Raw genomic sequence first — 5,863 nt, 5'->3', positions numbered from 1 at the left:
TCCGACGTCGACTGCGCGGGCGGCAGCGTCAACGGCCCGGCCTACGTGCGCGGACCGATCCGGGTCATCGGCAGCGACATCTACGACCTCGACCGCGACAGCGACGGAATCGCCTGCGAGTGAGGCTCAGGCGCCGATGACGTAGCCGACGAAGTCGGCCGCATAGCCGGTCAGCGGTCCTTCGGGGATGATGAATCCGCAGGTCACGAGTTCACGATTCCGCTCGACGCCCTGGCTGTGGTCCCAGCTGATGGCCTCGACCACGGTCCCGTCCGGCGCGGTGACGATGGACGCGAAGAAGACGAACGCCACCGGGTCCTCGCCGGTGACGACGTTGCGCCAGGTCCGGGGAGGTGCGCCCGCACCGAACCGGACCTGTTCGCCGGTGAACGTCGTGCCGTCCGAACAGGTCAGCACCCGCACCCGTACCGGCTCGTCGGCCAGGGCGGACGGCGCCGCGCCGACCAGCGGCGCGATGGTCGAGAGAACAAGCGCGAGACGTCTCATGGCAGCTCCCGGGCATCCCAAGGTGGCCCCGACCGCCGGAACATATGTCCGCCCCGCCGCGGCCGACCAGGGTCGAGCGGCCGGATCTGAGTAAAGAAACTTTGACATGGAGTCAGTTCTGCCTTACGTTCGTCCATGTCAACTTTGCTTTACATCGGGAGCTGCTGTGGCGTTCGAAGAGAAACGCGCGTGGATCATGCTGGTGGTCACGGTCGCCGCGTACGCGGCCTACCTGATCACCGTTCTCGGGCGGGCGGGCGACATTCCGCTGGCCGACGTGCCCTATGTGTCGACGATGCTGTGGACCATCATCGGCTCGATCGTGGCGGCGATCGTGCTGAACATCGTGGTCTCGATCGCGTCGCGCGAGGAAGCCGCGCAGAAAGACCAGCGCGACCGTGAGATCGCCCGGTTCGGCGACAACATCGGCATGTCGTTCGTCGTCATCGGCGCGGTGGCCGCGATGTTGATGTCGATGGCCGAGTGGAACCACTTCTGGATCGCCAACGCGATCTACCTCGGCTTCGCGCTGTCCGCGGTCCTCGGGTCCATGGCCAAACTCGCCGCCTACCGCCGGGGTTTCCAGCCATGGTGAAGTCGACCAAGGTCACCAACACGATCCGCGCCCTCCGATTCGCGCACGGGGAGATGACGCAGGCCGAATTGGCCAAGCGCATCGGCGTCACCCGCCAGACCGTCATCGCCATCGAACAGAGCCGCTACTCACCGTCCCTGGAGATGGCGTTCCAGATCGCCAAGGTGTTCGACGTCCCGCTCGACGACGTGTTCCAGTACCCAGAAGGAGAAACCTCATGAAGGCCATCGTCCAGGACACCTACGGTTCGGCGGATGTGTTGGCACTGCGCGACATCGACCGGCCGGTCGCCGGTGACAACGAAGTGCTGCTGGCCGTGCGCGCCGCGGGTGTCGACCCCGGTGTGTGGCACCTGATGACCGGGATGCCGTACCTGCTAAGAGTTCTGGGCTTCGGTTTACGCAAGCCGAAGGTGCCCACGCGTGGGCGTGACGTCGCCGGGCGGGTCGAGTCGGTCGGCGGGAACGTCACCCGGTTCAAGCCCGGCGACGAGGTCTACGGCGCCTGCGAGGGATCGTTCGCCGAGTACGCCGCGGCCCGCGAGGACCGCTTGGCGCACAAGCCCGCGAGCCTCACCTTCGAGCAGGCGGCGGCCGTCCCGATCTCCGCCTGGACCGCGCTGCAGGCCCTGCGTGACGCGGGTGAAGTCAAGGCGGGACAACATGTTCTGGTCGTCGGCGCGGCCGGTGGCGTGGGCACGTTCGCCGTGCAGCTCGCGAAAGCCTCCGGCGCCGAGGTCACCGGCGTCTGCAGCACCACGAAGGTCGACCTTGTTCGCTCGATCGGCACCGACCACGTCATCGACTACACGGTTGAGGACTTCGCCGCGGGCACCCGCCGCTACGACCTCATCCTCGACATCGCCGGCAACCGGCCGCTGTCGCGACTTCGGCCCGCCCTCACGGCCAAAGGGACACTGGTCATCGTCGGCGGCGAAGCGGGCGGCAAGTGGACCGGCGGCATCGGCCGTTCGCTGCGCGCGGCCCTGCTCTCACCGTTCATCGGCCACCGGCTGCGCGGCCTGATCTCCAAGGAGACCAGCGCCGACCTGGAAGTGCTGTCGGCGCTCATCGAGGCGGGCGAGCTCACCCCGGTCATCGAGCGCTCGTTCCGGTTGGGCGAGGCCGCCAAGGCGATTCGCCACCTCAAGGAGGGCAACGCCCGCGGCAAGGTCGTCATCACCCTCTGAGCCGCACGAATCGTGGCCGCCGCGTTCGCCAAGCCACTACCCTAGGCGTGGCCCTGGCTCCGGCCAGTGATGTCTCCGGCGCGCGTCTCTTGGGGGATTGAGTGTCTCAGCCGATGATCGAGCCGGACCGCACCACGCCACCAGGGGTGACGACGACCTGGATCGGCGGGCTGGTGCTGTCCGGCATCGGATTCGGGTTGGCCGTGGTAGCGCTCACGCTGCCATGGGTCTTGGTGGCTCTTCCGTATGGCGAGACGGCGCAGACGTTGTCGGTGACGAGCCTCGCCGGCCAAGGGCCGATCTTCGCGTTGCTCCTGGTCATCACGGCCGTGGCGGCGGCGACGGGGTTCGCGATCGGGCGGCGGCCCACCATCCTGGTCCGGGTCGCCGCGACGATGCTGACCCCGGTGCCCGCGGTGACAGGACTGTTTGCGGCGCTGCGCCCGAACACCGACGCACTCCGCGCAGCGCTTCCCGACCATCTGGTCGTGGCCTGGGACCGCAGGCACTCGCTGGCGGGAACGGCCGCGGACCTACCGGTGTCACCGTTGGCGGGACTGACTCTCTATGCCGCGGGACTGCTTCTGATCGGCCTCGGTTTGGCCCTCGCGGTGGTGGTCCCCTCCGATCGGATCGCACTGATCCCCATCGAGGACTCGGTGATGCCACCGCGACGACTGAGGTCTGTCCGGTGGATCTCGTTGGCCGTGGCCGGGCCGTTGATCGTGCTGTCCCTGGCCCTGCCCTGGTTCGAACTGGACACCGGAGATGCGATGCCCGCGATCGCGGCCGGGTGGCAGGGGATCTACCGGGGCGGACTGGTCAGCACCCTCGTGCTGCTCGTCGGCATGGCCTTGACCGTGGGGAGCGCCCGCCGCGTGCTGCGCGCGGCGGCGCTGCATGTGTGCGGCGGGCTGCTCGCCGTCCTGTCCATCAACGCGCTCCTGCTGTGGGATCCCAGCAAGCTCACCAGCAAGATCAGCGTCGAACTGGGGTATCTGGGGGTTGGTCCGGCCTACCTCGCGGCACTCGCGGCGGTGCCGCTCCTGCTGATCTTCCTGGCAACGGGCACCCTCAACGCACCCCCCGAAAGCGTCCAAGACGACACCGACCACGACGAGAATGACCAGCGAACGGAAGCTCTGTCATGAGTCGCAACCGGAAACGGCGCGTCACACGCGAAGCCGCGCCGAAGGACGCGCGGCGAAAGCCCGAGGCCGGTCCGGCACTGTCCTGGTGGCGCAACCTCGGCCGGGGTCCCAAGTGGCTGGCCGCGACCATGACCCCGCTGATCCTCACCGTCGCGATTCCAGGGATCGCGCCCTGGGCGGTGGACCGCACACGCGACCTGTTCGGCGAGCAGAAGCTCGCCGCGAGCGGTGAGAACTACCCCTCACTGATCGCCGGGGCGTACTGGGCCACGGACTTCGTTGTCACCGAGCCGATATCGACGTTCGACTACAAGGCAGTCGTCGACCGGGACGGCGCTCAGATGGGCACCTCCGGACACAAGGTCACGCTGATCAGCAACCGCGCCGGTCAGATCGCCATCGAGAAGGTCACGGCGGTTGTCGAACATCGCCGACCGCCGCTGGCCGGGACCGCGTTCATCGCCGATCCGCAGGGCGTCGGCGACGTGGCCCAGTTCGACTTCCAGCTCGACTCCTTCATCGGTGGCGAGATTCCCGCGTTGGTACGGGACGAGTCAGCGGATCCCACGAAACCGATGGCGCCGTACCTCGCCAACGGGAAGATCCGCTACGTCGAGGAGGGCAAGCCCGAACACTTGATGATCCGCGCGTCCACGACGAAGTGCTACTGCCAGTGGCGCGTCCGTATCGAGTACTCGTACCGCGGTGGCCGCGCACAGGTCATCGTGCCGCCACCAAGCGCGAAACCGTTCACCACCACCGCATGGAGCAACCACCAGATCGAGTACAACATGCACAGTGGCGACACCGGAACAGCGGCGCGCCACGACTGCACGACGCAACCCTCGACTTGTCGCACAAGTCCCTGATCCCAGGAAAGCGACGGATTTCACCACCGCGCCGCCCTTGCCCGCAACCCGGACTCCTGGACAGGCCCGCCGCCGCGGTCGGGCTGTGCGAGCGAGATGTCCCTGGGGCGGCTTATGGTGGCTCCCATGACCGATAGCCCTTGGGAGCCGCCCCTTGCGGGCACCGAGGTCGAGCACGTCGTCGGCGCTCTCGAACGCCTGCGCGCGACCTTCCGCTGGAAGGCCGACAACCTCGACGCGGCAGGCCTTCGGCTGCGCATCGGCGCCTCATCGCTGACGTTGGGCGGCCTGCTCAAACACTTGGCCGTAGTGGAGGACTACACGTTCACCGCCAAACTGCGTGGCGAGCCGCTGGGCGCGCCGTGGACCACCGTCGACTGGCGCGACCAGCCGGACTGGCCCTTCACCTCCGCCTGCGACGACACCCCCGCACAGCTCTACGTCTTCTGGGACGCCGCCGTCGACCGCTCCCGCACCCGACTGGCCGCGGCCCCTGGCCGACGGCGGACTCGACCAACTGGTCCACGTGTCCGACGAGGACGGCAGGCACGCCAGCCTCCGCCGACTCATCTACGACCTGGTCGAGGAGTACGGCCGCCACACCGGGCACGCCGACCTGCTCCGCGAGGCGGTGGACGGAGTGGTCGGCGAGGACCCGCCAGCAGGATGGCGTCCCCGAACGCAACCATGACGTCATTCCCGGTCGGCGACCGGAACTCGACAAGGACTTCTGCGACCACATTCGCCACCGGTGCACGCCGTGGGCGGAACGGATCGGACTGTCGTGGCAGGTTGCTACCGTCGGCGCCATGCCTGAAGAGATCACCGTGGACCTCGTTTACTGCGAGGGGTTCGACCCCGACGCACGATCGCTCGTGGGGCGCATCGGCGCCGAGGAGGCGCGGCGTCGCCACGTGACGGGAGAGCAGTTCGCGGTGGCGGCGGTGGGCGGCGACCGTGCGCCGGCCATGGTCGAGTGGGCCGGAACGCATCGGTTCGTGCGCGCGTCGCGTTTCGATGAGCAGGGCAGGCGCGTGCACGTCACGGAGTGCCGTCTCCTCCCGGAAGGCGGGTTGTTCGTCACCGACATCGGGATTTGGACCTACCACTCGGATGAGCAGGCCGAGTTCGACCGGCACGCAGGCCAAGAGCGCATCAGGAGCTTCCGCTCCGGTCGGGTGGAGCATGAGGTGGCCCCGAATGGCGACGGCGGCGGAATGCGGGCGACGCAGACCCACGGCGACCCGGCCGCGGCCGTGCACCCCGTCCCTCAATTCGGCGACTGGTCGAGCCTTTTCGGCCTCGGCCCGCTCGCCGTGCGGCACGTCGATGAGGTGCTCGACCCGGCGACCGCGCCACCATGGCGGCCGCCGATTCCGCTGGCTCCCGGCGATCCCGCCGCGTTCTTCCGGCCCGGCGTTCGGTATTCGCTGCAGGACAGCGACAACATGGTGATCACGGAGATCCACCGCGCCGGGGTGGCCCGATTGGTGTCCGGGCGACTGGCGGCAGCCGACCCGGGTTGGCTCGACGGGGTGGAGCCGTTCACCAC

The 5,863-nt window shown here is 68.3% G+C and carries 7 protein-coding genes and 2 pseudogenes; 8 read left to right on the top strand and 1 reads right to left on the bottom strand.

Annotated elements, in window-relative coordinates:
• Window positions 1-126 precede the first annotated feature (126 nt).
• On the bottom strand, window positions 127-507 hold the full coding sequence (locus tag ACRDSQ_RS22185; protein WP_431423719.1) for a hypothetical protein: 381 nt from the start codon (window positions 505-507) through the stop codon (window positions 127-129).
• A 166-nt stretch (window positions 508-673) separates the two neighbouring features.
• Here ACRDSQ_RS22185 and ACRDSQ_RS22180 point away from each other — a divergent pair, with 166 nt between their 5' ends.
• The 8 genes and pseudogenes from ACRDSQ_RS22180 to ACRDSQ_RS22145 form a co-directional block, all read left to right on the top strand.
• Window positions 674-1,102, top strand: a complete 429-nt coding sequence (locus ACRDSQ_RS22180; protein WP_431423717.1) for a hypothetical protein — start codon at window positions 674-676, stop codon at window positions 1,100-1,102.
• Complete coding sequence (locus ACRDSQ_RS22175) at window positions 1,096-1,323, top strand: helix-turn-helix transcriptional regulator (protein ID WP_431423716.1); 228 nt, start codon at window positions 1,096-1,098, stop codon at window positions 1,321-1,323. Before ACRDSQ_RS22180 ends, ACRDSQ_RS22175 begins: the two co-directional genes overlap by 7 nt.
• Window positions 1,320-2,291 (top strand): NAD(P)-dependent alcohol dehydrogenase, encoded by a 972-nt coding sequence (locus ACRDSQ_RS22170; RefSeq protein ID WP_431423714.1) that lies wholly within the window; start codon window positions 1,320-1,322, stop codon window positions 2,289-2,291. Before ACRDSQ_RS22175 ends, ACRDSQ_RS22170 begins: the two co-directional genes overlap by 4 nt.
• A gap of 113 nt (window positions 2,292-2,404) precedes the next feature.
• Window positions 2,405-3,442, top strand: coding sequence for a hypothetical protein (locus ACRDSQ_RS22165; protein ID WP_431423712.1), 1,038 nt, complete (start codon window positions 2,405-2,407; stop codon window positions 3,440-3,442).
• The gene (locus ACRDSQ_RS22160) at window positions 3,439-4,311 is read left to right on the top strand and encodes a hypothetical protein (protein WP_431423711.1); all 873 of its coding nucleotides are present in this window, start codon (window positions 3,439-3,441) and stop codon (window positions 4,309-4,311) included. The genes ACRDSQ_RS22165 and ACRDSQ_RS22160 overlap by 4 nt, the downstream gene beginning before the upstream one ends.
• Before the next feature lie 96 nt (window positions 4,312-4,407).
• Window positions 4,408-4,764, top strand: a pseudogene (locus ACRDSQ_RS22155) (DUF664 domain-containing protein); the annotation flags it as partial.
• Between the two features lie 73 nt (window positions 4,765-4,837).
• Window positions 4,838-5,002: a DUF664 domain-containing protein gene (locus ACRDSQ_RS22150; RefSeq protein WP_431423710.1), complete on the top strand. Its 165-nt coding sequence runs from the start codon at window positions 4,838-4,840 to the stop codon at window positions 5,000-5,002.
• A gap of 118 nt (window positions 5,003-5,120) precedes the next feature.
• A pseudogene (locus ACRDSQ_RS22145) lies at window positions 5,121-5,863 on the top strand (DUF4241 domain-containing protein); the annotation flags it as partial.

Origin of the sequence: Actinokineospora sp., assembly GCF_050699995.1 — a bacterium.
GTDB lineage: Bacteria > Actinomycetota > Actinomycetes > Mycobacteriales > Pseudonocardiaceae > Actinokineospora.
The sequence above is the reverse complement of the archived record's forward strand: the minus strand, read 5'-3'. Positions and strand labels throughout refer to the sequence as shown.